This is a genomic window from Pseudomonas capeferrum (assembly GCF_013523055.1).
Taxonomy (GTDB): Bacteria; Pseudomonadota; Gammaproteobacteria; order Pseudomonadales; family Pseudomonadaceae; genus Aquipseudomonas; species Aquipseudomonas capeferrum_A.
This window is the reverse complement of the sequence record NZ_JAAMQM010000008.1, coordinates 1-24,355: the sequence shown is the minus strand read 5'-3', so window position 1 is coordinate 24,355 and position 24,355 is coordinate 1. Positions and strand designations below refer to the sequence as shown.

Genomic DNA, 24,355 nt, shown 5'->3' with positions numbered 1-24,355 from the left:
CGCTCAGACTCGCACGATGGCTAAAGATTCACGGGCCTGGCAGTAAATGTTGCCGACCCTCTGTCCAACTGTAGACGGTCCGCAGGGCGCTGCCGTTCAATCGTTGAATAACCTTGTGCTCAAGGCTCGCCCATATGGTACTTGCAGGCTCGGAGCATTGCGCTCCTTCGGCGGGTGAATCAAAAACTGCTATGATCGGCGCCACTTTTATCGTTCACCCCTGCCACGAGTGAATCCATGAGCACCGACAAGACCAATCAGTCCTGGGGCGGCCGCTTCAGTGAGCCCGTCGACGCCTTCGTCGCCCGCTTCACCGCCTCGGTCACCTTCGACCAGCGCCTGTATCGCCACGACATCATGGGTTCGATCGCCCACGCCACCATGCTGGCGAAGGTAGGCGTCCTCACCGACGCCGAGCGCGATACCATCATCGATGGCCTGAAGACCATCCAGGGTGAAATCGAAGCAGGTGCCTTCGATTGGCGTGTCGACCTCGAAGACGTTCACATGAACATCGAGGCACGCCTGACCGACCGCATCGGCATCACCGGGAAAAAACTGCACACCGGCCGTAGCCGTAATGACCAGGTAGCCACCGACATCCGCCTCTGGCTGCGCGACGAGATCGACCTGATCCTGGCCGAAATCACCCGCCTGCAACAAGGCCTGCTCGAGCAGGCCGAGCGCGAAGCCGAGACCATCATGCCCGGTTTCACCCACCTGCAGACTGCCCAGCCCGTTACCTTCGGTCATCACCTGCTGGCCTGGTTCGAGATGCTCAGCCGTGATCATGAGCGCCTGCTCGACTGCCGCAAGCGTACCAACCGCATGCCACTGGGCAGTGCCGCACTGGCCGGCACCACCTACCCGATCGACCGCGAGCTGACCTGCCAGCTGTTGGGCTTCGAAGCCGTGGCCGGCAATTCGCTGGATGGCGTCTCGGATCGTGATTTCGCCATCGAATTCTGCGCCGCCGCCAGCATCGCGATGATGCACCTCTCGCGGTTCTCGGAAGAACTGGTGTTGTGGACCAGCGCGCAATTCCAGTTCGTCGACCTGCCTGACCGCTTCTGCACCGGCAGTTCGATCATGCCTCAGAAGAAGAACCCTGACGTACCGGAACTGGTTCGCGGCAAGAGCGGCCGCGTGTTCGGCGCCCTGACCGGGCTGCTGACCCTGATGAAGGGCCAGCCGCTGGCCTACAACAAGGACAATCAGGAAGACAAGGAGCCGCTGTTCGACGCCGCCGATACGCTGCGCGATTCACTGCGCGCCTTCGCCGACATGATCCCGGCGATCAAGCCGCGTCATGCCGTCATGCGCGAAGCGGCCCTGCGTGGTTTCTCCACCGCCACCGACCTGGCCGATTACCTGGTACGCCGTGGTCTGCCCTTCCGTGACTGCCATGAAATCGTCGGCCACGCGGTGAAGTACGGTATCGACAGCGGCAAGGACCTGGCCGAGATGAGCCTGGACGAGCTGCGCCAGTTCAGCGACCAGATCGAGCAGGACGTGTTCGAAGTGCTGACGCTGGAAGGCTCCGTGAATGCCCGTGACCATATCGGTGGCACCGCACCGGCGCAGGTCCGTGCAGCCGTGACACGCGGCAAGGCACTGCTGGCTTCCCGCTAGGCCCTGTCTGCAGCTGCCACCCAGTCACCTGGGTGGCAGCCTCCCCATCCGCCAGGCTTGCTGGCAAGACAAGCGACCAGGTTTGCGGCCCATCTGTCACTCAGGTGAAGGCCTGCCTTGCGGTCATCCGCGCCACTTCAGCTCGCTCATCGAGCAGCTCGCATCTTTTCCAGGAAAATCGGCAACTGAGCTTCCTTGTCTGCAAGGATTCGAATCACGTTCGGGTTTTCACGCAGGCTGTCCAGAAGCGCCTTGGCTTTCGGGAAATCGGCCAGCAGGTCGATATTCAGCACCTTCTTGCCCACCGCATACGCCAGATCGATGGAGAAGCAGAACATCAGGTCGGCCAAGGTCATCCGCTCACCGGCCACGAAGGGCGCGAAGCGACCGTTGCGCTTGAGCGTGGCAAACCCTGCAAGGAGATCGCTGCGGGCTTTTTCCTTCACCGGCGGTTCTACCGCCATGCCGAAGAATGCTTCGGCATAGCAGGTGCGGGCTGGCAGCTCGATGTACAGCTCGATTTCCTTGAGCAGTTCGCGCACCTTGGCCTGTTCGAATGCGTCATCAGGCAGCAGCGCCTTGCCAGGCTGGGTCTGTTCTATGTAGTCGAGGATCACGCTGGTTTCGCTGATAAAACCCTGCTCGGTCTCCAACACCGGTACCTTGCCCCGCGGGCTGACCTTCAGCGCGTCGGGTGTCTGGGCGGCGAAGAACAGCACCTCTTCGAAGGGTACGCCCTTTTCCAGAAGCGCCAACTTGACCATGTTGTAGTAATTGCTGACCGCGAATCCGTGAAGCTTGAGCATGAAATACAGCCTCCAGGCCGTGAGGGGATGGCCAGGCTGTTATAGACGGTTTGGGTCTCCCCTGGCCAGCGTCATGCACGGCGTCGATGGCCAGGCATTGCAGCGGCATGCATGGCACACTGTGGAGCCCAAGACTGGAGAACCCCATGAGCGAGCCCACCGATATCGACAGCAACGACGACGAAGCCTTCGCCGAGGCGACCCTGACCCAGGCCATCGAAAACCAGATCGAGAACGACGAGCCGCCAGCGGCCAGGGCGACCCTGAACAAACTGACCCTGGTCGGCTATGAGCGTGAAGACATCCTCAATCTGATGGCCCACGTGCTGGCGATCGAAATCGATGCCATGCTCGCCGAAGACCGTCCTTTCAACGGCGAATGGTACGAGGCCGCGCTACGTGCCCTGCCCGAGCTGCCACCCGAGGCAGATCAAGGCGACGAATAGAAACTCTGACTACACTCCTGGCTCAGGCATCGATCACGATGCCTCTGTCCTTGTCTGGAAGTCAGGAGTCGCCATGTCTTTTACCCCCGATCTGATCGCCGAACTGGAAGTCCTCGCCCTCTTCAATCTCGACACTCACCAGGAGGGCATCAAGGTCCACAGCAATGCCTCTGCGAGCCTGATCGCAGCGGCGCAGCGCCTGCATGACAAGCAATTGACCACGCAACCCGATGGCGGCTATCTCACCAGCCTGGGATTGGACGCGGCAGAGCACGCCCAGCAATTACTGACCATTCTCGATGTCACCGAAACCGCCTGAGGGAATGCCCGAACGGCGCTGGAAAAATGGCGTCAGAAAACCATAAAATCGCTTATCCCACCCGCGCGCTCAGGCTACACTCGCCGCAGTTTTTTCCTGGTCGGCCTGAGTGCGTAATGACCCACCTTCACGAAATTCGCCCTGATCTTCAGCAAGGCATCGATCGCCAGGTGCTGGTGAAACTGCGGGCGCGTTTTCTGCACCTCAACCAAGGGCGTCTTTCGCGGGCCATGGAAGGGCTGTCCAGCCGACAGCAACTGGTGCTGACGCTGCTGCCGCTGTTTTTCCATGTCAATCATCCGCTGCTCCCAGGATATGTCTCCGGGATGACGCCAGCTGGCGTTTCCGGCTTCGAGCCCGATGCCAGGGCCTTGACCGAAGCCCAGCGCCTGGCCCGTTCGTTCTCTTACAAGCCCCGGCACGGCAACCGCCCTCAGCCGATCCACGGGCTGTTCCTGATGGGCAGCCTCGGCACGCTGGCCCAGGCCGAGGAAAGCGACATGGACATGTGGGTCTGTCATGCGTCCGACCTTGGCGAAGAGGCGCTGATCGAGCTGCGCAGAAAGTGCCAGTTGCTCGAAACCTGGGCGGCCACCCAGGGCGCCGAGGCGCATCTGTTCCTGATCGAGCCCGAGGGTTTCGTCAGGGGTGAGCGTGATGGCCAGCTCAGCTCCGATGATTGCGGCACGGCTCAACACTATTTGCTGCTGGACGAATTCTATCGCACGGCGATCTGGCTGGCCGGACGCACGCCGCTGTGGTGGCTGGTACCGGTCTACCAGGAACACGATTACGCCCCATACACCCAGACGCTGATGACCAAGCGGTTCATCCGCGCCGATGATTGCCTGGATCTCGGTCACTTGGCGCAGATCCCGCCAGGCGAATACGTCGGTGCCGGGCTCTGGCAGTTGTTCAAGGCCATCGACTCGCCTTACAAGTCGCTACTCAAGCTGCTGCTGACCGAAGCCTACGCCAGTGAACACCCGCAGGTGCGCTGCCTGAGCCTGGACTTCAAGCAGGCGGTCTTCGCCGGCCAGCTCGACCTGGACGAGCTGGACCCGTACATGATGATCTACCGACGTATCGAGCAGTACCTGCAGCGTCGGGGCGAGACGGGGCGGCTGGAACTGGTACGTCGTTGCCTGTACCTGAAGGTGAACAAGAAGCTCGGTGACACCGGCAGACAACGCAGTGGCGACTGGCAGCGTCGATTGCTCGCGCGCCTGGCGGACGAATGGGGCTGGGATGAGCGCCGGATCGCCCTGCTCGACAGCCGAAGCCAATGGAAAGTCCGCCAGGTAGCAAACGAGCGTCGCGACCTGGTGGCCGAGCTGAACTACAGCTATCGCTTTCTCTGCCAGTTCGCGCGGCATCATGATGCGAGCAGTCGCGCCGACCAGCGTGATCTCAACGTGCTGGGTCGGCGCCTCTATGCAGCCTTCGAGCGACGCGCCGGCAAGATCGAAGTGATCAATCCGGGCATCGCTCCGGACATGGCCGAAGACAACCTGACCTTGGTCCACTCGCCCAACCGCAAGGAGCCAGGCTCCTTTCACTGGGGCCTGTACAACGGCAACCTCGGGGGGCACGAGCTGGACCTGTTCAACCCGATCAAGCGCTGTCGGGAATTGCTCGAACTGCTGGTCTGGGCCCACCGCAACGGTGTAATCGATGCCAGCACGCGGCTTGCCGTGCATCCGGGCAGCAGCGACCTGACCGAGGCCGAGCTATTCAATCTGCTGGGCAGCCTGCAGCAAGCAGTCCCGTTGCCACTGGCAACGGTAAGCGAGATCCGCCTGCTGCAATCCAGTGTCGCCGACGAGATACTGGTACTGGTCAATGTCGGTATCGATCCGTTGCACCACCACCGCGACCTGAACATCCTGATGACGACCGAGCGCACCGACTCGTTGAGCTATTCAGGCCTGCGCGAGAACCTGGTGCTGACACTGGACCTGGTCACCCTCAACAGTTGGAACGAGGTTCTGGTACAACGCTACGACGGCGAGCACGCATTGATGCGTTGCCTGCGTGACTTTCTCAACGGCCTCGGCCAGCGCGGCCACCGGCCGCGTCTGCGCGTGCACTGCTTCAGCCATAATCGCGCCCAGGCGATCAGCCAGCGAGTGGACAGCCTCTTCGGGACGCTCCAGCGCTTGCTGAACCAAGGCTTGAACCACCGGTACCTGTTGCAGGTGGCGCAACATATCCATGTCCTGGAGTTGCGCGCGGGGGACGTAAGCCTGGTCAGCCTGGGAGATGTCGACGACATGGTGCGCTACCTGGGCGAGGAGCGTAGCGAGTACAGCCCGTTGCACATCGATAGCCAGGCCCTGCAGGAGCACGAGCTGCGGCTTGTCCTGGAGCAGGGGCAGCCGCAGTGCATCCAGGTGTTCTATCGATTGCTGGGGGATTGGGCAGACCTGTATGTGCTGGATGAGCACAATGCCCTCTGGCAGCAACGACTGCCCTTGCATGACGAACTCGGCCTGCTGCTGCCGATGCAGCGCTTCCTGCAGTCGATCCTGGTTCGACGCAATGCACAGTTGCCATTGAACAGCCTGCAAGTGGATGTGCTGGACGTCCTCTACTACCAATTGCTGCCAGCCGGACCCGGCAAGGCTCGCGGCCTGGAGTCGCGCCCGGCACCGATGGATGCCAGCGATCATGGTTATTACGCGGTGCAGGCGATCCTCCAGGCAGGTGCCCAGGACGAGGTGCATGTCAGCCTGTACTGCGACCAGCAGGAATTCTCGCAGCTAGACCATGGCGATCAATTGTACCGGGCGGTTGCTCGACAGATTCTTGGCCAGCGCCGCGACGCCGTGAACTATCGCTGCTACATCACGGATCTTGACCTGTCAGGGTTGCTGGAGGACGACCAAGGCTCGACCCTCCTGTACCTGCGCTACAAAGGCAAGCTGGAACAGGCGATCAACGAAGGGCTGGAGCAGTTGCTGACAGGGACTACAGGTCGAAATCACCTGCCGCTTCTGGCTGATACTCGACCGCCAGCAGCTTGAGCTCGAGCGTCTTGCCACCAGGTGCCGGCCAGTCGATCCGGTCGCCCACCGACAGGCCCAGCAACGCACAGCCGATCGGAGCGAGAATCGAGACACTGCCTTCGGTCCCGGCATCCTTTGGATAGACCAGGGTCAGGTGGTAATCCTTGCCGCTGGCTTCTTCGCGGCAATGCACGCGCGAATTCATGGTCACCACGCCCGCCGGCACCTCCTCGTGACCGACGACCTGATCTGCGCGATCCAGCTCGTCCTGCAGGGCTAGTACCCCCGGCGTACTTTCGTCGAGGCTTTCGATCAGGCGCTCGAGACGCTGTACGTCCAAGCGGGTGAGAATCAGGGAAGGCTTGGTGCTCATGATCCAGTCAGACTCCTTTTGTGTCTGGCAAATAAAGCAAAACCCCGCCCAAGGGCGGGGTTTGCGATTGCATTCGGCAGTACCGATGCAGACTCGACACTACCACAGCGCAACAAATACACAAGTGCCCGGCATCAATGTCCTGGTGCCTGCTCGCCTAGGGTCAGGGCTTCGCTGCAGATCTGACGACGGCGCTGGTCATCGGCCGAACGCCATTCGCGAATGTGCTCGACATGACGATGGCAACCCAGGCAAACCTTGCGCTCGTCCAGTCGGCAGGTGCCGATGCACGGCGAAGGCACCGCAGGGCTGACGTTGCTGTAGAGCGGCTTGGGCGGACGCGGTGGGGGGCTCATCTCAGATCTCGTCGAAGTCCAGCTTCTCGCCGGTCCGCTCCCAGACGATACGCTCGAGCATTTCTCCCAACAGCTCTTCGCTCTTCTCGCAGGTCCACTTGCCGCTTTCTTCGTCGTAGTCGAAATGAAAGCCGCCCGAACGGTCCGCCAGCCACAGCTGACGCAAAGGCTCCTGCCTGCTGAAGATCAACTGGCTGCCGTTTTCGAACTTGATGGTCAGCACCCCGGCCGAATTTTCCATGTCCAGGTCCAGGTCAGTCTCGTCGAACAAGTCTTCCAGGGCCTGTTGGGTCGCGTCGACCAGGTCGTGAAAACGCGCTTCGCTCAAACTCATTGCAAGAACCTCGAAAATGGCTGCACACATGCAAGCGGGGCAAGATACGAGCGCTTTGCCGCGAATGCAAAGGATAACGCCACGGTGGCCGTCGCGCAGCCTTCGCGCCGCCAGGCGGCCCGGCAGTTGCATAGGCAAGCAGCCGGGCGCTCGGTATACTCGGGCGAAATACTGCTTATTTCAAAGGATTTCGCCAATGAAGCGCCTGATTTCCTCCCTCGCGGCGCTGGTCGCGGTTGCCTGCCTCGTTTCGGCCTGCGGTCAGAAGGGCCCGTTGTACCTGCCTGACGAAGGCAAGGACGGCAACGGCAACGGCAGTCACTCGTCGCACCAGCACCAATAAGGGAATTCAATGGACGCTTTCAACCACCGCGACGGTCAACTGTTCGCGGAAGGCGTGGCCTTGTCGGCCATCGCCGAACGTTTCGGCACGCCGACCTACGTGTATTCGCGCGCCCACATCGAATCCCAGTACCGGAGCTACGCCAACGCGCTCGAAGGGATGTCGCATCTGATCTGCTTCGCCGTCAAGGCCAACTCCAACCTGGGTGTGCTGAACGTTCTCGCGCGCCTGGGCGCAGGTTTCGACATCGTGTCAGGTGGCGAGTTGGAGCGGGTTCTGGCAGCCGGTGGCCGTGCCGATCGCGTGGTGTTCTCGGGAGTCGGCAAGACTCGCCAGGACATGCGTCGCGCGCTGGAAGTCGGCGTGCACTGCTTCAATGTCGAATCCACCGACGAGCTCGAGCGCTTGCAGGAAGTGGCTGCCGAGATGGACGTGCGGGCACCGATCTCGCTTCGGGTCAACCCGGACGTCGACGCCGGTACCCACCCGTACATTTCCACCGGCCTCAAGGAAAACAAGTTCGGTATCGCGATCGCCGATGCCGAAGAGGTCTACGTTCGCGCCGCCCAGTTGCCGAACCTGGAGATCGTCGGTGTCGATTGCCACATCGGCTCCCAGCTGACCACGCTCGAGCCATTCCTCGATGCCCTCGATCGCCTGCTGGCGCTGGTCGATCGCCTGGGCGAATGCGGGATCGCGCTGCGCCACCTCGACCTGGGCGGCGGCATTGGCGTGCGCTACCGCGACGAAGAGCCACCGCTGGCCGGCGACTACATCAAGGCGATTCGCGAACGCGTCGGTGATCGCGATCTGGCGCTGGTCTTCGAGCCGGGCCGCTACATCGTGGCCAATGCCGGCGTCCTGCTGACCCGCGTCGAATACCTCAAGCACACCGAGCACAAGGATTTCGCCATCGTCGACGCGGCGATGAACGATCTCATCCGCCCGGCGCTGTACCAGGCCTGGATGAACGTCACCGCCGTCCAACCGCGCAATGGCGAGGGCCGCTCCTACGATGTGGTCGGCCCGATCTGCGAGACCGGTGACTTTCTCGCCAAGGACCGCACCCTGAACCTCGCCGAGGGCGACCTGCTCGCGGTACATTCGGCCGGTGCCTATGGCTTCGTCATGAGCTCCAACTACAACACCCGCGGCCGTTGCGCCGAGGTACTGGTCGATGGCGACCAGGCCTTCGAGGTGCGCCGTCGCGAAACCATTGCCGAGCTGTATGCCGGCGAAAGCCTGCTGCCGGAGTGAACCCATGCTGCTGCGTTTCACCAAGATGCACGGCCTGGGCAACGATTTCATGGTCCTCGACCTGGTCAGCCAGCACGCCCACATCCAGCCCAAGCACGCCAGGCAATGGGGAGATCGTCACACGGGGATCGGCTTCGACCAGTTGCTGATCGTCGAGGCACCGAGCAATCCGGAAGTGGACTTTCGCTACCGGATCTTCAACGCCGACGGTTCGGAGGTCGAGCAGTGCGGCAATGGCGCGCGCTGCTTCGCAAGGTTCGTGCTGGACAAGCGGCTGACGGCGAAGAAGCTCATCCGCGTCGAAACCAAGGGTGGAGTCATCGAGCTGGACGTGCGTAATGACGGCCAGATCTGTGTCGACATGGGTCCACCCCGCCTGGTGCCCTCGCAGATCCCGTTCGACGCTCCGGCCCAGGCACCGAGTTATGCGCTGGAGGTCGACGGGCGACATGTCGAGCTGGCTGCCGTGTCCATGGGCAACCCCCATGCGGTACTGCGCGTCGACGACGTCTGCACGGCGCCGGTACATGATCTCGGGCCGAAGATCGAACACCACCCGCGCTTCCCGCAGCGCGTCAACGTCGGTTTTCTGCAGGTTGTGGACCGGCAGCGCGCCAACCTTCGGGTCTGGGAGCGTGGCGCCGGGGAAACCCAGGCCTGCGGAACTGGCGCCTGTGCGGCCGCGGTTGCGGCCATCAGCCAGGGCTGGATGGACTCCCCGGTGTCCATCGACCTGCCTGGAGGTCGGCTGACCATCGAGTGGGCCGGCCCCGGCAAGTCGGTGATGATGACCGGCCCTGCCGTACGCGTCTTCGAAGGACAGGTTCGTCTCTAAGCGAGTAACCGCCATGACCGATAAGCCCAAGGTTCCAACCGAGCAGCCCTTCGACCTCGATGCAGAGGCCGTGGTGGCGTTCCTGCGAGCCCACCCGACGTTCTTTGCCGATCGTGATGAACTGCTCGGCGAACTACGGATTCCCCATGAACGTGGCGATAGTGTGTCGTTGGTGGAGCGTCAGCTCAAGCTGCTGCGCGATCGCAACATCGAAATGCGCCATCGCCTGTCGCAACTGATGGACGTGGCACGGGACAACGACCGGCTGTTCGACAAGACGCGTCGGTTGATCCTGGATCTGCTCGATGCTAACAGCCTGGAAGAAGTGGTCATGGCGGTCGAGGACAGCCTGCGCCAGGAATTCCAGGTGCCTTTCGTCAGCCTGATCCTGTTCGGCGAGAACGCCACGCCGGTCGGGCGTTGGGTCAACAGTGCCGAGGCGCATCAGGCCATTGGCGGGCTGCTGGGCAACGGCAAGACCGTCAGTGGCAATCTGCGTGACCATGAGCTGGCGTTCCTGTTCGGCGAGGAACAACGCAAGCAGGTCGGCTCCAGCGCCGTGGCTACCCTGGACTACCAAGGCTTGCACGGGGTCCTGGCTATCGGCAGCCGGGATCCGCAGCATTACAAGAGCACCGTGGGCACCCTGTTCCTGAGCTACATCGCCGAGGTTCTCGGCCGCGTGGTTCCGCGCTTTACCCAGACCCTGCGTTCGGTGCGCTGATGGACAGCCAGCTGGAAGCTTATTGCGCGTACCTGCGCAGCGAGCGCCAGGTGTCCGCGCATACCTTGCTGGCCTATCGCCGCGACCTGAGCAAGGTCCTGGAGTACTGCCAAAGCGAAGGGCTCGATAGCTGGAACGCGTTGCAGATCCAGCAACTGCGTCAGCTGGTAGCGCGCCTGCATCATCACGGCCAGTCCGCTCGCAGCCTGGCGCGGCTGCTCTCCGCGGTGCGCGGGTTGTACCGCTACCTGAATCGCGAGGGCATTTGCCACCACGATCCGGCCAGTGGCCTGTCGGCCCCCAAGGGCGAGCGGCGCCTGCCCAAGGTACTGGACACGGACCGTGCCTTGCAGCTGTTGGACGGCGCGGTGGATGACGACTTCATCGCGCGGCGCGACCAGGCCATTCTCGAACTTTTCTATTCCTCGGGCCTGCGCCTTTCGGAACTGACCGGTCTCGACCTGGACCAGCTGGATCTTTCGGCCGGCCTGGTCCAGGTCCATGGCAAAGGCAGCAAGTCGCGCATCCTGCCTGTGGGCCGCAAGGCCCGTGAAGCGTTGCAGGAATGGCTGAAATTGCGTGGGATCAGCGCTCCACAGGACAAGGCGGTGTTCGTCACCCGTCAGGGCCGGCGTCTCAGCCCTCGAGCCATTCAGCAGCGCGTACAGGTCGCGGGCGAGCGCGAGCTCGGCCAGCACCTGCACCCGCACATGCTCCGCCACTCCTTCGCCAGCCACCTGCTCGAGTCTTCCCAGGACCTGCGTGCTGTCCAGGAGATGCTTGGCCATGCCGACATCACCACGACGCAGGTCTATACCCACCTGGACTTCCAGCACCTAGCCGCGGTCTACGACAGCGCCCACCCACGGGCCAAACGCAGCAAAGGCACAGACTCATGAGCATCAAGCTGATCACCTTCGACCTGGACGACACCTTGTGGGACACCGCGCCGGTCATCAGCAGCGCCGAGATCGTCCTGCGCGACTGGCTGGAGGTCAATGCGCCCATCCTCGGGGGTGTTCCCGTCGAGCACCTGTTCGCCATCCGCGAGCGCCTGGTTCAGGCCGATCCCGACCTCAAGCACCGCATCAGCGCCCTGCGCCGCCGTGTGCTGTTCCATGCGCTGGAAGAGGTGGGCTACAGCGGACCTCAGGCCCAGACGCTGGCCGATGAAGGGTTCGAAGTGTTCCTGCATGCACGGCACCAGATCGAAGTCTTTCCCGAAGTGCAACCGATGCTGGAGATCCTGCGCCAGCAATACGTGCTCGGCGTGGTGACCAATGGCAATGCCGATGTGGGCCGCCTGGGCCTGGCGGATTATTTTGCCTTCGCCCTGTGCGCCGAGGACCTGGGGATCGGCAAGCCTGATCCGGCACCGTTCCTGGAAGCCTTGCGTCGTGGAGGCGTGGAAGCTCATGCCGCGGTGCACGTGGGAGACCATCCGGGCGATGACATCGCCGGCGCCCAGCGTGCCGGTTTGCGAGCGGTGTGGTTCAACCCTCGGGGCAAGGCCTGGACGGCCGAGACACTACCGGATGCCGAGATCCAGCGCCTGTCACAGCTACCGGATGTATTGGCGGGCTGGCGCTGAGCGCAAGGGTTCAGCCTCGGGCGAGGACATGCAGGCGCCGGCCACTTCGCGTGGCTGGCTGACCACAAAAAAGCCCGCAGCGACGGCGGGCTCTTCTGTGGGCGCAGCCACTCAAATAGGGCGGCTACCGTACTTGTTGTCCGGCTTCTTGGGCGGGTCGGCCACCACGTTGGGTTCGACCTCCTGGACCTTGCCGCCGCGGTTCAGGAACTCTTCCATCGCCCGGGCCAACGCGTCACGCTCCTTCTGCTTGGCTTCCATGCTCGGCATCTCGTCGACCGAGACCGCCGCCTTGGATTTGCCTTTGGCAGCCGGAACGGGGGTATCGTCGTCGCCCGCGTCTTCCGCTACATCATCAGCCGCTGCTCCGAGGCCATCATCAGCCTCGTCTTCGTCGCCTACTTCGAGGTCATCGTTTTCCAGATCGTCGTCGCTCATGTTCTACCTCATGACTTGCGAAAAGCAGGTTAGTTATAGACCAGTGACGCCGTAGACCGGCAACCACCAGAAAAAATTCAAACGGACCGTGAGTCGCTCACTGTCCGTGACAGCCACCTCATGATGTGAGGTAGTGTCTTGCAGACCCTGCTCCTGGCAGGCCCTGACCAAATCGATAGCTACGCCGGAAGGCTCGGTCTCGCCTCGCCCGCATGACTGGCAAAGGGCGAGCAGGTATGCGGACAGCGTATCCAGTACCCTCCGGCGCGCATTCTAGCGTGCCCGTAGAAAAAACAAAGCTTCGAACGTGTCCGACGCGCTGTAAGTTTTCGCCCTGCGGCAAAGGCGCCTGGCCCAGGTTGCAAAAACGCATCCAGGAAACTGTCCGTACTCTGGAAAAACGGCAAAATTCAGGCAAAAAAATGCCCGGCGAACCGGGCCATTTTTTGTCTTCGCAGTTACAGGTTGTAGCCGCGTTCGTTGTGCTGCGCCAGGTCGAGACCGACCGACTCTTCTTCTTCGGTAACCCTCAGGCCCATCACCAGATCCAGTACCTTGAGGATGATATAGGTGACGATAGCGGTGTAGACGACGGTGAAGATCACGCCTTTGGCCTGAATCCAGACCTGGGCGCCGATGTCGACGACTTCACCGAAGCCGCCCAGGGCAGGTGCCGCGAATACGCCGGTAAGGATCGCACCGATGATGCCACCGATACCGTGTACGCCAAAGGCATCCAGGGAGTCGTCGTAGCCGAGCCTGCGCTTGAGGGTGGTTGCGCAGAAGTAGCAGATCACACCCGAGGCCAGACCGATCACCAGGGCACCCATCGGGCCGACGGTACCGGCGGCCGGCGTGATGGCGACCAGACCGGCGACCACGCCCGAGGCAATGCCCAGGGCACTTGGCTTACCGTGGCCGATCCACTCGGCGAACATCCAGCCCAGGGCCGCAGCGGCGGTCGCGATCTGGGTCACCAGCATGGCCATGCCGGCGGTGCCATTGGCGGCGGCGGCGGAGCCTGCGTTGAAACCGAACCAACCGATCCACAGCATGGCCGCGCCCATCAAAGTGTAGCCCAGGTTGTGCGGTGCCATCGGCGTGGTGGGATAGCCTTTGCGCTTGCCCAGTACCAGGCAGGCCACCAGGCCAGCGATACCCGCGTTGATGTGCACCACGGTGCCACCGGCGAAGTCGAGTACGCCCCAGTCCCACATCAGCGCACCGTCACCACTCCAGACCATGTGTGCGATCGGGGCGTAGACCAGAGTGAACCAGATGGCCATGAACACCAGCATGGCGGAGAACTTCATCCGCTCGGCGAAGGCACCGACGATCAGGGCCGGGGTAATGATGGCGAAGGTCATCTGGAAGGTGATGAAGACGGCTTCCGGGAAGGCGGCGGTCAGGCTGTCAGGCGTGACGCCATTGAGGAATGCCTTGGAGAGGCCACCAACGAAGGAGTTGAAATTGAGGACGCCCTTTTCCATGCCCGTGGTATCGAAGGCGAGGCTGTAGCCATAGACCATCCACAGGATGCTCATCAGGCCGGTGATCGCGAAACATTGCATCATGACCGACAGCACGTTCTTCGACCGCACCATGCCGCTGTAGAACAGGGCCAGGCCGGGGATGGTCATGAACAGCACCAGGGCTGTGGCCGTCAGCATCCAGGCAGTGTCGCCGGCGTTCAGCGTGGGGGTTGCCTCCTCCGCCAGGGCGAGACCCGGCATTACGAGGGACAAAAGGGCTCCTAGCCCTGCGATCTTACGCAGAGTCATGTTGTTATCTCCTGGGGCTTTGGGGTTTGGTGAGGCGTGGGTCAGATTGCGTCGGTATCGGTTTCGCCGGTACGGATGCGAATCGCCTGCTCCAGATTGACCACGAAGATCTTGCCGTCACCGATCTTGCCGGTATTGGCAGCCTTGGTGATGGCTTCGATCACTCGATCCAGGTCCTTGTCGTCGATGGCAACGTCGATCTTCACCTTGGGCAGGAAGTCGACTACGTACTCTGCGCCGCGATACAGCTCGGTGTGGCCCTTCTGCCGACCGAAGCCTTTGACTTCGGTTACGGTGATGCCCTGCACGCCGATTTCCGACAGCGACTCGCGCACGTCGTCCAGCTTGAACGGCTTGATGATGGCAGTGACTAGTTTCATGAAACTCTCTCCCGAATTGGTGGACTTGCCCCAGGAAAACAAACCCGTCTCAAGTCTAAGCGCAGCGCCTGGCTTTGTAACGCGTCGTCGGCTCAATCCTCCTGGCCGACACGCAATCTGGCTGTAAACGAAGGACCCCTCTGCCTGCACACTGCCTGGTCACAAGGGACTGCATCAGTGCATGGCTCACTCAGGTCTTTGCAGAATCCTTGCCAGCTCCAAGAAAATCCCTGAATACAAGGAGTTGATTAAACTTCGCAGCCTTGGCCAGTCGCCATTACTGGCACCGCGCACACTTACAGTGCACGACGTGTTGCCGACATGCGCGAAAAGCGTGCGCGGCGAGCCTTTGAACCCACGTGATACACTGAAGTCCTTTCAACGACCTGCGGAATGCCGACCATGCTCGCGCCCAAAGCTTTTCTCGATGCCCTGAGCGACCAGGCCTCGCGCCTGTTCAATGGCGATACTGCCCAGCCCCGTGGCGACCTCGAAAGTCAGTTCAAGGCCTTGATGCAGAGCGCGTTCAGCAAGCTGGACCTGGTCAGCCGAGAAGAATTCGACAGCCAGATGGTGGTCCTCGCGCGCACTCGCGCCCGTCTTGAAGCGTTGGAAAAGCAGGTTGCCGAACTGGATGCCAAGTTCAACCCGCCCGTCCAGGACTGATAGTCGAAACACGTTTGGCTAGATGCGAACTCTCTCTTCTGGCACGGCAGGCGAGTTGTATTCTCCCTGCTGTCGTCCATGCCTTCGGTTTAAACTTACTTTTTTCACTGCTTGTTGAACGCTTCAAACTGTTCCGGGAAATATCCTACAAGATTTTCAGACGCTGTTTGGGAGGATATCCCGCTTATTTACTCTCCATTCGATTGACTTGATACTCCCTCTTTTATAAAGTTCGCCTGCCTTTAGCAAGGGCCTCTTTTCATTTACTGAAGAACTCAATGGACACAGCATCTAGACGCAGCCTGGCTGTCGCCTCTCGGCACAGTCAGGCACCTGAAATCGATTACCGGACCCGCTCCCGAAGCCGGGCAAGGTACGCCAGAGCCTGATGCTCCGCGTGGCTTGCCTCCATCGGCGCCCTTCCGGTCGCGAGGCAAGCACATGAACTTCATATCGTCCTTACTCTCCCGTCTATGGATGGGTACTTCGCTCCGGCCCGCTCCCGCACGGCCTGCTGCCTGCAGCGCAGCTTCAGACACGCCCGCTGCTACCATTCGACCTCATCGTCCTCCGCGCGCCGCGTGGCGCTTGTCCGCAGGTCATCTTCGGATGAGCTGGGTCTGTGACGAGCAACGGGAACCTCCGAGTCGAAGTTTTATCAAGCGGTTGATCCGGTGCTGAATTAACGCGCTTATCGGCTCCTGCTCAATATAAATCCGACACTACCTCAACTCGAACTTTCCCTTGAAGTTCGACGAACTCTTTCGTCTGTTGCATATAAGGAAATATCAATCATGGAAACCGCCAGTAGCCTGTTCGCCGTCATTCCTCTGTTCAAACAGCGACGGCGAACCAGCACCTATATTCATCACAAAGACTTTCATCCTTTGCACTAGCGAACCGACATGCCTTCGCTCGCCCACGCCCATGGCGAGTCGACTGTGTGTCGTGCCGCCCCAGCGGCAGGAGCACAGAAATGACCGTAAAAGAACGCACCACGTCCACCCATCGAACCGCTCGACTCTCCATGCGTGCCGCCCGCGAGGCACGCAATGCACTGGGCGTCACGCTGGCCAACCTCGATGCCTCCGTTCACGGCCTGCACGAACGTGAAGCAGGCAAGCGCCTGATCCGCGATGGCGTCAATGAGGTAGCCCACGACAAGGCGCCGCCTGCCTGGTTGCAACTACTCAAGGCCTTGCACAACCCCTTCATCTACGTCCTGCTGACCCTGGCGGGCATCAGTTTCGTCACCGACTACTGGCTACCGGTCAACGCCGGCGAAGTCGACGAAGCCGATCTGACCAAGGTCATCATCATCATGACCATGGTCAGCCTCAGCAGCCTGCTGCGTTTCTGGCAGGAGTACCGCTCCAACAAGGCCGCCGAGGCGCTCAAGGCCATGGTGCGCACCACGTGCACGGTATTGCGGCGCCAGCAGATGGGCCAACCGGCCACCCTGCGCGAGGTGCCCATGACCGAGCTGGTGGTCGGTGACATCGTGCAGCTGTCGGCCGGTGACATGGTCCCCGCCGATATCCGCCTGCTCGATGCCCGCGACCTCTTCATCAGTCAGGCCGTGCTCACGGGCGAAGCGCTTCCGGTGGAAAAATACGACACCCTTGGCAGCGTCGCCCAGAAGACCGTCCATGCCGAAGACGCACAGCAGCAAGACCTGCTCGATCTGTCGAATATCTGCTTCATGGGCACCAATGTGATCAGTGGTCGAGCACGGGCCGTCGTGGTGGCAACGGGGTCACGCACCTATTTCGGTTCCCTGGCCAGAAGCATGAGCGGCGCACGTCGCCAGACGGCCTTCGACCGCGGCGTCAACAGCGTCAGTGGGCTGCTCATTCGCTTCATGCTGGTCATGGTGCCCATCGTCTTCCTGCTCAATGGCTTCGCCAAGGGTGACTGGAGCGATGCTTTCCTCTTCGCGCTCGCGGTGGCGGTCGGGTTGACCCCTGAGATGCTGCCGATGATCGTCAGCGCCAACCTGGCCAAGGGCGCCGTGGCCATGGCTCACCGCAAGGTAGTGGTCAAGCGCCTCAATGCCATTCAGAACCTGGGGTCGATGGATGTCCTGTGCACCGACAAGACCGGCACCTTGACCCAGGACCGGATCATTCTCGAGCACCATGTCGATTCGATGGGCCAGGGCGACGATTCGGTCCTGGAGCTGGCATGGCTCAACAGTCACTATCAGAGTGGCCTGAAGAACCTGATGGACCAGGCGGTGGTGCGGTTCGCATCCGATCATCCTGATTTCGTCCAGCCCTCTGCCTACAGCAAGATCGATGAACTGCCGTTCGACTTCGTGCGTCGCCGCCTTTCGGTGATCGTCAGCGATGCCCTGGGCGATCATCTGATGGTGTGCAAAGGCGCCGTCGAGGAAACCTTGGCCATTTGCAGCCACGTCCAAGAAGGAGGACGGCTGGTCGCCCTGGATGAGCAGCGCCGGTCGGCCTTGCTGGAAATCGCCGAACGCTACAGCGAGGACGGCTTGCGCGTGCTGCTGCTCGCTACTCGGGAAATCCCTGGCACCGAGCGCAAGGAACAGTATGAAGCGAGCGATGAACATGAACTGGTCGTCCGTGGGTTCCTGACCTTCCTCGACCCGCCCAAGGACACGGCGCAACCGGCCATTGCCGCGCTGCGAGACAAGGGCGTCGCGATCAAGGTACTTACCGGTGACAACGCAGTCATCACCAGCAAGATCTGCCGTCAGGTGGGCCTCGAACCCGGTAGTCCGGTGCTCGGTCAGGCTATCGAAAGGATGGATGACGCCACGCTCGCGGCGCAGGTCGAGGAGCACACGGTCTTTGCCAAGCTGACGCCGCTGCAGAAGTCGCGCGTACTCAAGGCGCTGCAAGCCAATGGGCACACGATCGGTTTCCTGGGCGACGGCATCAACGATGCCCCTGCCCTGCGTGATGCCGACGTCGGTATTTCGGTGGACAGTGGCACCGATATCGCCAAGGAGTCAGCCGATATCATTCTTCTGGAAAAGAGCCTGATGGTGCTCGAAGAGGGTGTCGTCAAGGGCCGTGAGACCTTCGGCAACATCATGAAGTACCTGTGCATGACGGCCAGCTCCAATTTCGGCAATGTCTTCTCGGTGCTGGTGGCCAGCGCCTTCATCCCCTTCCTGCCGATGCTGGCGATCCATCTGCTGTTGCAGAACCTGATGTACGACTTCTCCCAGCTCTCGCTACCGTGGGACAAGATGGACAAGTCGTTCATCAGCAAGCCGCGCAAATGGGATGCGAAGAATATCGGTCGGTTCATGCTGTGGATCGGTCCGACTTCGTCGATCTTCGACATCACCACGTTCGCGCTGATGTGGTTCGTGTTCGCCGCCAACAGCGTGGAAATGCAGGCGCTGTTCCAATCCGGCTGGTTCATCGAAGGCCTGCTTTCGCAGACGCTTGTGGTGCACATGCTGCGCACACGGAAGATTCCTTTCTTCCAGAGCACGGCGGCGTGGCCGGTGATCCTGGCGACCGGACTGGTGATGTGCCTGGGTATCTACATTCCATTCTCGCCGCTGGGCGCGATGGTCGGCCTAGTACCGCTGCCTTGGGAATACTTCCCATGGCTGGTTGGCACGCTGCTCAGCTACTGCGTAGTCGCGCAGGCCATGAAGACACTGTATATCCGGCGCTTTGGCCAGTGGTTCTGAAAGGCGCCGCCGCGCCATTGAGGTGATCGATGAAAGATGATCGCAACGACGCAAGGAGCGTCTTCAGCCTGGCCTGGGGCTTGCCACCCGTGTATGCCCGAAGGGTACGTCGAAACATGCTGTTCATGACCAGCTTGCTGTTGCTGACTAGCGTGTTGCTGCTTATGGGGATGTAACGACCGCCAGTCGGCAGTTTCCGACAGGTCTGCTTACATTGCTGATGTGGCCTTGAGCGGGATGACAGCTCAGTACACGCTGCTGATGTTCATCTCGAAAAAGAAAGGGAGCCCCAAGGCTAATGCCAGTCAGTTAAGCCCCGCAATCTGCAATTGGGGCTGCTTCGCACCCCTTCGCGGGCAAGCCCGCTCCCACAAGTTGAGCGCTGAATTCAGAAGCTGCGCACTTCTTGTGGGAGCGGGCTTGCCCGCGAAGGGATGCGAAGCAGCCCCATTGGCCTTAACTGACAAGCATTAGCCCTAAGGCTCCCTTTCTTTCAGCTAGCTCCGATAACTTCTATCAGCGCCTTGCCACGGTGTACCCCGCAGGTGCGGACGTTGCGCCATGGCCTTCGCCGCGCTCAACGACCACCGTCTTGATACCCGGCACAGTGGCATTCAGGCGCATCTTGGCCACTGCCAATCCATAGCTTGCCACTTCCTCATCGGAGTTGGCATCGCCTTGGACAGGCACGGTAACCCATAGGGTGCCGTTGCTGAAGAGCATGACTTTGACCGAGAGCGATCCGCCGTTGCTATCGGGCACCGTTGCGCTCGCCCAGCCCGAGTTCGAACCGGACAGGTTGGGCACAGCTTCAGTCATGGCTTCGGCTGGCTCCAGCGTGATGCTGTTACCCAGATCCGTGGCCCGGTAACTGCCTCTGCCCTCTGGCCGTGCGCCTGATTCGACTCGGTACAGTCCCAATGTGCTTTCCAATGCATGCTGCGCAGGCTGCTCGGATAACGCCAGGCTGAATCGACCATTGCTGCTCAGTATCGTGTCGAGTAGCACGGCCGCCCCCTGCCCAGGTTCTGCAGCAGGCACCGTCGCATTGGTGTACAGCGCGGTGCTCGACACCGGACTGTTCACGAATGGCTGATCGAGCGTGAGTGTCCTGGTGCGGTCAATGATGCGGGCCGTGCCATTGGTCCCTTGTGGTTCCACAATAAGCCCAACCGGGGTGTATTGGCTCGGCTCGATGACACCCTGCCCCAGAAGAAGCGCGGGATCGACACGGTAATTGCCAGCATCGGCACCTGACAGTACAACCTCAGAGAGGCTGACCGTCTTGCCCCCGCCCGCCGATGGGGTCAGATAGACACCCTTGGCAGAAGCGCTGACATCCTCTGCGCCGATCACACCTTCCAGCAAGATGCTCTGGATGGGCACAAGCACTGTACCGTCAAAGGGTCTGCTGTCGACTATTACAGTGCCACTCAGGGTCTTGCGCTCGATATCAGCCACCCCGATCTGGGCGTCGGTATCGAAGCGGTAGTTGCCTGCCTCTTCACCCGCCAGGGCGACGCCCGCACCGGTTACCGATTTGGCGGTGCCAACGTTCTTGTCGTTGAAGGCACCCGTGGTGCCGGTGCCGGAGACCTTGCCTTCGTCACCATCGACAATACCCACCAGGCCGAGATTGCTCAGTTCGGCGGCAGTGCTACCGTCATAGACCTTGTCGGCCACATCGGCGGTGCCGGTAATGACCTTGCGGTCGATATCGGCCACACCAATCTGCGCGTCGGTATCGAAGCGGTAGTTACCCGCTTCTTCACCCGCCAGGGCGATCCCGGAACCGGTCACGGACTTGTCAGTACCAGCGTTCTTGTCGCTGAAGGCGCCCGTGGTGCCGGTGCCGGAGACCTTGCCTTCGTCACCATCGACAATACCCACCAGACCGAGATTGCTCAGTTCGGCGGCAGTGCTGCCGTCGTAGACCTTGTCAGCCACATCGGCGGTGCCGGTAATGACCTTGCGGTCGATATCGGCCACCCCGATCTGCGCGTCGGTATCGAAGCGGTAGTTACCCGCCTCTTCACCCGCCAGGGCGATTCCAGAGCCGGTTACCGATTTGTCAGTGCCCGCATTCTTGTCGTTGAAGGCACCCGTGGTGCCGGTGCCAGAGACCTTGCCCTCGTCGCCATCGACCACACCTACCAGGCCGAGATTGCTCAGCTCGGCGGCAGTGCTGCCGTCGTAGACCTTGTCGGCCACATCGGCGGTGCCGGTAATGACCTTGCGGTCGATATCGGCCACACCAATCTGCGCGTCGGTATCGAAGCGGTAGTTGCCCGCCTCTTCACCTGCCAGGGCGATCCCGGAACCGGTCACGGACTTGTCAGTACCAGCGTTCTTGTCGCTGAAGGCGCCCGTGGTGCCGGTGCCGGAGACCTTGCCTTCGTCACCATCGACAATACCCACCAGGCCGAGATTGCTCAGTTCGGCGGCAGTGCTGCCGTCGTAGACCTTGTCGGCCACATCGGCGGTGCCGGTAATGACCTTGCGGTCGATATCGGCCAGACCGATCTGCGCATCGGTATCGAAACGGTAGTTGGCCGCCTCTTCACCGGCCAGGGCAATACCGGAACCGGTTACCGATTTGTCAGTGCCAGCATTCTTGTCGCTGAAGGTACCCGTGGTACCGGTACCGGAGACCTCGCCTTCGTCACCATCGACAATACCCACCAGGCCAATATTGCTCAGCTCGGCCGCGGTGCTGCCGTCGTAGGCCTTGTCGGCCACATCGGCGGTGCCGGTAATGACCTTGCGGTCGATATCAGCCACACCGATTTGTGCATCGGTATCGAAGCGGTAGTTACCCGCCTCTTCACCGGCCAGGGCGATCCCGGAACCGGACACGGACTTGTCAGTACCAGCATTCTTGTCGCTGAAAGCGCCCGTGGTGCCGGTACCGGAGACCTTGCCTTCGTCACCATCGACAATACCCACCAGGCCGAGATTGCTCAGGTCGGCCACGGTGCTGCCGTCGTAGACCTTGTCGGCTACATCGGCGGTGCCGGTAATGACCTTGCGGTCGATATCGGCCACACCAATCTGCGCGTCGGTATCGAAGCGGTAGTTGCTCGCCTCTTCACCGGCCAGGGCGATCCCGGAGCCAATTACCGATTTATCGGCGCCAGCATTCTTGTCGTTGAAGATGCCCGTGGTGCCGGTACCAGAGACCTTGCCTTCGTCACCATCGACAATACCCACCAGACCGAGATTGCTCAGTTCGGCGGCAGTGCCACCGTCGTAGACCTTGTCGGCCACATCGGCGGTGCCGGTAATGACCTTGCGGTCGATATCGGCCACACCGATTTGTGCATCGGTATCGAAACGGTAGTTGCCGGCCTCTTCACCGGCCAGGGCGATCCCGGAACCGGACACGGACTTGTCAGTACCAGCGTTCTTGTCGCTGAAGGCCCCCGTGGTGCCGGTGCCGGAGATCTTGCCCTCGTCGCCATCGACCACACCTGCCAGGCCGATATTGCTCAACTCGGCCACGGTGCTGCCGTCATAGATCTTGTCGGCCACATCGGCAGTGCCGGTAATGACCTTGCGGTCGATATCGGCCAGACCGATCTGCGCGTCGGTATCGAAGCGATAGTTGCCCGCCTCTTCACCGGCCAGGGCGATCCCAGAGCCAGTTACCGATTTGTCAGTGCCCGCATTCTTGTCGCTGAAAGCACCCGTAGTGCCGGTACCAGAGACCTTGCCTTCGTCGCCATCGACAATACCCACCAGGCCAATACTGCTCAGCTCGGCCGCGGTGCCGCCGTCGTAAACCTTGTCAGCCACATCGGCGGTGCCGGTAATGACCTTGCGGTCGATATCGGCCACACCGATCTGCGCGTCGGTATCGAAACGGTAGTTGCCTGCTTCTTCACCCGCCAGGGCGACGCCCGAACCGGTTACCGATTTGGCGGTGCCAGCGTTCTTGTCGTTGAAGGCACCCGTGGTGCCGGTGCCAGAGACCTTGCCCTCGTCGCCATCGACCACACCTGCCAGGCCGATATTGCTCAACTCGGCCACGGTGCTGCCGTCGTAGACCTTGTTGGCTACGTCAGCAGTGCCGGTAATGACCTTGCGATCGATATCGGCCACACCGATCTGGGCGTCGGTATCGAAGCGGTAGTTGCCCGCCTCTTCACCGGCCAGGGCGACCCCGGAACCGGTCACGGACTTGTCAGTACCGGCGTTCTTGTCACTGAAGGCGCCCGTGATGCCGGTACCGGAGACCTTGCCTTCGTCGCCATCGACTACGCCTACCAAGCCGAGATTGCTCAGATCGGCGGCAGTGCCACCGTCGTAGACCTTGTCAGCCACATCAGCGATGCCGGTAATGACCTTGCGGTCGATATCGGCCACACCGATCTGCGCGTCGGTATCGAAACGGTAGTTGCCTGCTTCTTCACCCGCCAGGGCGATACCGGAGCCAATTACCGATTTATCGGCGCCAGCATTCTTGTCGCTGAAGGTGCCCGTGGTACCGGTGCCAGAGACCTTGCCCTCGTCGCCATCGACCACACCTACCAGGCCGAGATTGCTCAGCTCGGCGGCAGTACCACCGTCATAGACCTTGTCAGCCACATCAGCAGTGCCGGTAATGACCTTGCGGTCGATATCAGCCACACCGATTTGTGCATCGGTATCGAAGCGGTAGTTACCCGCCTCTTCACCGGCCAGGGCGATCCCGGAGCCAATTACCAATTTATCGGCGCCAGCATTCTTGTCGCTAAAAGCACCCGTGGTGCCGGTACCAGAAACCTTACCCTCGTCGCCATCGACAAGACCCACCAGGCCGAGATTGCTCAGGTCGGCCACGGTGCTGCCGTCGTAGACCTTGTCGGCTACATCAGCGATGCCGGTAATGACCTTGCGGTCGATATCCGCTACACCGATCTGCGCATCGGTATCGAAACGGTAGTTGCCCGCTTCTTCACCGGCCAGGGCGATCCCGGCACCAGTCACGGACTTGTCAGTACCCGCATTCTTGTCGCTGAAGGCACCCGTGGTGCCGGTGCCGGAGACCTTGCCTTCGTCGCCATCGACTACGCCTACCAGGCCGAGATTGCTCAGCTCGGCGGCAGTGCTGCCGTCGTAGACCTTGTCAGCCACATCAGCGATGCCGGTAATGACCTTGCGATCGATATCGGCCACACCGATTTGCGCGTCGGTATCGAAGCGATAGTTGCCCGCCTCTTCACCGGCCAGGGCGATCCCAGAGCCAATTACCGATTTATCGGCGCCAGCATTCTTGTCGCTAAAAGCACCCGTGGTGCCGGTACCAGAGACCTTGCCTTCGTCGCCATCGACTACGCCTACCAGGCCGAGATTGCTCAGCTCGGCGGCAGTGCTGCCGTCGTAGACCTTGTCAGCCACATCAG

General features: G+C 61.2%; 20 protein-coding genes and 1 pseudogene. 13 read left to right on the top strand and 8 right to left on the bottom strand.

All coding sequences use genetic code 11. The features are described 5' to 3' along the window. Window positions 1-237: 237 nt before the first annotated feature. On the top strand, window positions 238-1,632 hold the full coding sequence (gene argH, locus G7009_RS10590; protein WP_181129985.1) for an argininosuccinate lyase: 1,395 nt from the start codon (window positions 238-240) through the stop codon (window positions 1,630-1,632). 146 nt (window positions 1,633-1,778) lie between these two features. Here the strand turns inward: argH and G7009_RS10585 are convergent, their stop codons facing one another. Continuing rightward, complete coding sequence (locus G7009_RS10585; protein ID WP_181129983.1) at window positions 1,779-2,438, bottom strand: glutathione S-transferase family protein; 660 nt, start codon at window positions 2,436-2,438, stop codon at window positions 1,779-1,781. Between the two features lie 146 nt (window positions 2,439-2,584). On the opposite strand from G7009_RS10585, the gene G7009_RS10580 reads away from it, so the two are divergent. The 3 genes from G7009_RS10580 to G7009_RS10570 all read left to right on the top strand — a co-directional run bounded on the left by G7009_RS10580 (window position 2,585) and on the right by G7009_RS10570 (window position 6,229). Further along, window positions 2,585-2,884 (top strand): hypothetical protein, encoded by a 300-nt coding sequence (locus G7009_RS10580; protein WP_181129981.1) that lies wholly within the window; start codon window positions 2,585-2,587, stop codon window positions 2,882-2,884. A 73-nt stretch (window positions 2,885-2,957) separates the two neighbouring features. Next, complete coding sequence (locus G7009_RS10575; protein ID WP_181129979.1) at window positions 2,958-3,203, top strand: TIGR02647 family protein; 246 nt, start codon at window positions 2,958-2,960, stop codon at window positions 3,201-3,203. Window positions 3,204-3,319: 116 nt separating this feature from the next. After that, complete coding sequence (locus G7009_RS10570; protein WP_181129977.1) at window positions 3,320-6,229, top strand: class I adenylate cyclase; 2,910 nt, start codon at window positions 3,320-3,322, stop codon at window positions 6,227-6,229. Here the strand turns inward: G7009_RS10570 and rnk are convergent. The 3 genes from rnk to cyaY all read right to left on the bottom strand — a co-directional run bounded on the left by rnk (window position 6,174) and on the right by cyaY (window position 7,274). Beyond that, the gene (gene rnk / locus G7009_RS10565; protein ID WP_181129975.1) at window positions 6,174-6,584 is read right to left on the bottom strand and encodes a nucleoside diphosphate kinase regulator; all 411 of its coding nucleotides are present in this window, start codon (window positions 6,582-6,584) and stop codon (window positions 6,174-6,176) included. The two genes, G7009_RS10570 and rnk, sit on opposite strands and share 56 nt — an antisense overlap. Before the next feature lie 134 nt (window positions 6,585-6,718). Next, window positions 6,719-6,940 (bottom strand): DUF1289 domain-containing protein, encoded by a 222-nt coding sequence (locus G7009_RS10560; protein ID WP_181129973.1) that lies wholly within the window; start codon window positions 6,938-6,940, stop codon window positions 6,719-6,721. A gap of 1 nt (window position 6,941) precedes the next feature. Next, entirely contained in the window at window positions 6,942-7,274 is a 333-nt protein-coding gene (cyaY, locus tag G7009_RS10555) for an iron donor protein CyaY (RefSeq protein WP_181129971.1), read from the bottom strand. A 196-nt stretch (window positions 7,275-7,470) separates the two neighbouring features. Between cyaY and lptM the strand changes: the two are divergent. The 6 genes and pseudogenes from lptM to G7009_RS10525 all read left to right on the top strand — a co-directional run. After that, window positions 7,471-7,614 (top strand): annotated as a pseudogene (gene lptM, locus G7009_RS10550) (LPS translocon maturation chaperone LptM); the annotation flags it as partial. Between the two features lie 12 nt (window positions 7,615-7,626). Continuing rightward, window positions 7,627-8,874: a diaminopimelate decarboxylase gene (gene lysA, locus G7009_RS10545; protein WP_181129968.1), complete on the top strand. Its 1,248-nt coding sequence runs from the start codon at window positions 7,627-7,629 to the stop codon at window positions 8,872-8,874. Between the two features lie 4 nt (window positions 8,875-8,878). Beyond that, window positions 8,879-9,709, top strand: a complete 831-nt coding sequence (gene dapF, locus G7009_RS10540) for a diaminopimelate epimerase (protein ID WP_181129966.1) — start codon at window positions 8,879-8,881, stop codon at window positions 9,707-9,709. 13 nt (window positions 9,710-9,722) lie between these two features. Beyond that, complete coding sequence (locus G7009_RS10535; RefSeq protein WP_181129965.1) at window positions 9,723-10,433, top strand: DUF484 family protein; 711 nt, start codon at window positions 9,723-9,725, stop codon at window positions 10,431-10,433. After that, on the top strand, window positions 10,433-11,332 hold the full coding sequence (gene xerC, locus G7009_RS10530; protein ID WP_181129964.1) for a tyrosine recombinase XerC: 900 nt from the start codon (window positions 10,433-10,435) through the stop codon (window positions 11,330-11,332). The genes G7009_RS10535 and xerC overlap by 1 nt, the downstream gene beginning before the upstream one ends. Continuing rightward, on the top strand, window positions 11,329-12,024 hold the full coding sequence (locus G7009_RS10525; protein WP_181129963.1) for an HAD family hydrolase: 696 nt from the start codon (window positions 11,329-11,331) through the stop codon (window positions 12,022-12,024). The genes xerC and G7009_RS10525 overlap by 4 nt, the downstream gene beginning before the upstream one ends. A gap of 111 nt (window positions 12,025-12,135) precedes the next feature. Here G7009_RS10525 and sutA read toward each other — a convergent pair whose 3' ends face one another. The 3 genes from sutA to glnK form a co-directional block, all read right to left on the bottom strand. Then, window positions 12,136-12,462, bottom strand: coding sequence for a transcriptional regulator SutA (sutA, locus tag G7009_RS10520; RefSeq protein ID WP_181129962.1), 327 nt, complete (start codon window positions 12,460-12,462; stop codon window positions 12,136-12,138). Window positions 12,463-12,920: 458 nt separating this feature from the next. Beyond that, entirely contained in the window at window positions 12,921-14,243 is a 1,323-nt protein-coding gene (locus tag G7009_RS10515) for an ammonium transporter (RefSeq protein WP_181129961.1), read from the bottom strand. A gap of 41 nt (window positions 14,244-14,284) precedes the next feature. Beyond that, window positions 14,285-14,623 carry a P-II family nitrogen regulator gene (gene glnK / locus G7009_RS10510; protein ID WP_002555808.1) on the bottom strand — a complete coding sequence of 113 codons (339 nt, stop codon included), beginning with the start codon at window positions 14,621-14,623 and terminating at the stop codon, window positions 14,285-14,287. Window positions 14,624-15,025: 402 nt separating this feature from the next. On the opposite strand from glnK, the gene G7009_RS10505 reads away from it, so the two are divergent. The 3 genes from G7009_RS10505 (at window position 15,026) to G7009_RS10495 (ending at window position 19,147) form a co-directional block, all read left to right on the top strand. Next, complete coding sequence (locus G7009_RS10505; RefSeq protein WP_181129959.1) at window positions 15,026-15,289, top strand: accessory factor UbiK family protein; 264 nt, start codon at window positions 15,026-15,028, stop codon at window positions 15,287-15,289. 976 nt (window positions 15,290-16,265) lie between these two features. Further along, window positions 16,266-18,971: a magnesium-translocating P-type ATPase gene (mgtA, locus tag G7009_RS10500; protein WP_181129957.1), complete on the top strand. Its 2,706-nt coding sequence runs from the start codon at window positions 16,266-16,268 to the stop codon at window positions 18,969-18,971. A gap of 29 nt (window positions 18,972-19,000) precedes the next feature. Beyond that, window positions 19,001-19,147, top strand: a complete 147-nt coding sequence (locus G7009_RS10495; protein ID WP_181129955.1) for a hypothetical protein — start codon at window positions 19,001-19,003, stop codon at window positions 19,145-19,147. A gap of 340 nt (window positions 19,148-19,487) precedes the next feature. Here G7009_RS10495 and G7009_RS10490 read toward each other — a convergent pair. Next, window positions 19,488-24,355 (bottom strand): beta strand repeat-containing protein (locus tag G7009_RS10490; RefSeq protein ID WP_258197908.1); only part of this gene is annotated, 4,868 nt, incomplete at its 5' end.

Coding starts and splice junctions, on each gene's coding strand:
- argH (WP_181129985.1), top strand. CDS start 238: ATGAGCACCGACAAGACCAATCAGTCCTGGGGCGGCCGCTTCAGTGAG.
- G7009_RS10585 (WP_181129983.1), bottom strand. CDS start 2,438: ATGCTCAAGCTTCACGGATTCGCGGTCAGCAATTACTACAACATGGTC.
- G7009_RS10580 (WP_181129981.1), top strand. CDS start 2,585: ATGAGCGAGCCCACCGATATCGACAGCAACGACGACGAAGCCTTCGCC.
- G7009_RS10575 (WP_181129979.1), top strand. CDS start 2,958: ATGTCTTTTACCCCCGATCTGATCGCCGAACTGGAAGTCCTCGCCCTC.
- G7009_RS10570 (WP_181129977.1), top strand. CDS start 3,320: ATGACCCACCTTCACGAAATTCGCCCTGATCTTCAGCAAGGCATCGAT.
- rnk (WP_181129975.1), bottom strand. CDS start 6,584: ATGAGCACCAAGCCTTCCCTGATTCTCACCCGCTTGGACGTACAGCGT.
- G7009_RS10560 (WP_181129973.1), bottom strand. CDS start 6,940: ATGAGCCCCCCACCGCGTCCGCCCAAGCCGCTCTACAGCAACGTCAGC.
- cyaY (WP_181129971.1), bottom strand. CDS start 7,274: ATGAGTTTGAGCGAAGCGCGTTTTCACGACCTGGTCGACGCGACCCAA.
- lysA (WP_181129968.1), top strand. CDS start 7,627: ATGGACGCTTTCAACCACCGCGACGGTCAACTGTTCGCGGAAGGCGTG.
- dapF (WP_181129966.1), top strand. CDS start 8,879: ATGCTGCTGCGTTTCACCAAGATGCACGGCCTGGGCAACGATTTCATG.
- G7009_RS10535 (WP_181129965.1), top strand. CDS start 9,723: ATGACCGATAAGCCCAAGGTTCCAACCGAGCAGCCCTTCGACCTCGAT.
- xerC (WP_181129964.1), top strand. CDS start 10,433: ATGGACAGCCAGCTGGAAGCTTATTGCGCGTACCTGCGCAGCGAGCGC.
- G7009_RS10525 (WP_181129963.1), top strand. CDS start 11,329: ATGAGCATCAAGCTGATCACCTTCGACCTGGACGACACCTTGTGGGAC.
- sutA (WP_181129962.1), bottom strand. CDS start 12,462: ATGAGCGACGACGATCTGGAAAACGATGACCTCGAAGTAGGCGACGAA.
- G7009_RS10515 (WP_181129961.1), bottom strand. CDS start 14,243: ATGACTCTGCGTAAGATCGCAGGGCTAGGAGCCCTTTTGTCCCTCGTA.
- glnK (WP_002555808.1), bottom strand. CDS start 14,623: ATGAAACTAGTCACTGCCATCATCAAGCCGTTCAAGCTGGACGACGTG.
- G7009_RS10505 (WP_181129959.1), top strand. CDS start 15,026: ATGCTCGCGCCCAAAGCTTTTCTCGATGCCCTGAGCGACCAGGCCTCG.
- mgtA (WP_181129957.1), top strand. CDS start 16,266: ATGACCGTAAAAGAACGCACCACGTCCACCCATCGAACCGCTCGACTC.
- G7009_RS10495 (WP_181129955.1), top strand. CDS start 19,001: ATGAAAGATGATCGCAACGACGCAAGGAGCGTCTTCAGCCTGGCCTGG.